This window comes from Vibrio sp. 704 (assembly GCF_033339295.1).
In genome coordinates this window covers 1-1,005 of sequence record NZ_JAWOUH010000141.1, presented here as the reverse complement: position 1 = coordinate 1,005, position 1,005 = coordinate 1, and the positions used below count along the sequence as shown (strand labels likewise).

General features: G+C 44.6%; 2 protein-coding genes. One reads left to right on the top strand and one right to left on the bottom strand.

Features of this window, described 5'->3' with window-relative positions:
* Positions 1 to 657: DUF3943 domain-containing protein (locus R7R24_RS25025; protein WP_318119803.1), on the bottom strand; the 657-nt coding region annotated here is incomplete at its 3' end.
* Positions 658 to 854: 197 nt separating this feature from the next.
* Between R7R24_RS25025 and R7R24_RS25020 the strand changes: the two genes are divergently transcribed.
* The coding region (locus R7R24_RS25020; RefSeq protein WP_318119801.1) for a molybdopterin-binding protein at positions 855 to 1,005 on the top strand (151 nt) is incomplete at its 3' end.

Sequence of the window (1,005 nt, the reverse complement as noted above, 5' to 3'; positions counted from 1 at the left end):
CTCTGCAGTTAGCATCATTTCACCCACGACCGCACCAAAGAATGGCGTGATAAAGATGTCCTGCCAAGAAGGGACTTCTGCAAACGCTTCAACACCGTATTCCCAGAAGAAAGTAGACATGGTGGCAGAGTACAAGAATGATTCAAATTCGTTGTAACCTGCATGTCTTGCCGCTGTGTAGTAAACACCGCCAAAGTATGGGTGCATGATGTAGTTTAGGAAGTGTTCGTCACGGTCCCATACCGGGCCATCAGAAACGTTATCTTTCCATTTGCTACCCAGCTTGCTCATGTCGCGGTCTTCTTCGTCCCACTTCGTAATGCTTTCAGGAAGAAACGTCATCAAACCAACAGTAGCCACACTCAGGCCAAGAATGGTGTACGTCTGGCCCATTAGGTAATCCCAGTCCTTATCTTGAGGAACGATAAGGTGTCTAGGCTGAAGGCCTGCGTCAAGATTTAAAGAATCATCGTTATTCTGTTCAAAAGCAAGACTGCGATTTTGAGATTCGAAGGTGTACAGATTGGTTGTTTCGCAGTAACCTGACATACAATCAGGCGTGTAAGAAAACTCTGAGTGGCGGCTCATATCGTACTGGCTCGCGTTAGCAACGGCCGACGTCGTCAGTAAGAGTCCTGCGAGAGTCTTCTTGAACATGGATGATTTTGACACAAAGGTCTCCGAGTTAATGGTTTGATGATCGGGCTCACAATTATCCCTTAAAAGAAAACCCATTTAAATACTTGACCTTAATTTAATCCCAACAAATTGACTAAGCGATTAGTCTGATAAAAAGAAAACGATATAAGTGCTCCGTATAGAAATAGAATTGTGCTTATGTTCAGGAGTCAGTTGTGAAAATTGCAATGCTAAGTACTGGTGAGGAAGTGCTTCACGGAGATATTGTTGATACTAACGCGGCGTGGCTGTCGAGTTTGTTTTATCAGCATGGGTTTGGCTTAACCAAACGATCCACTGTGGGAGACAAGCAGTCGAGCTTAATCG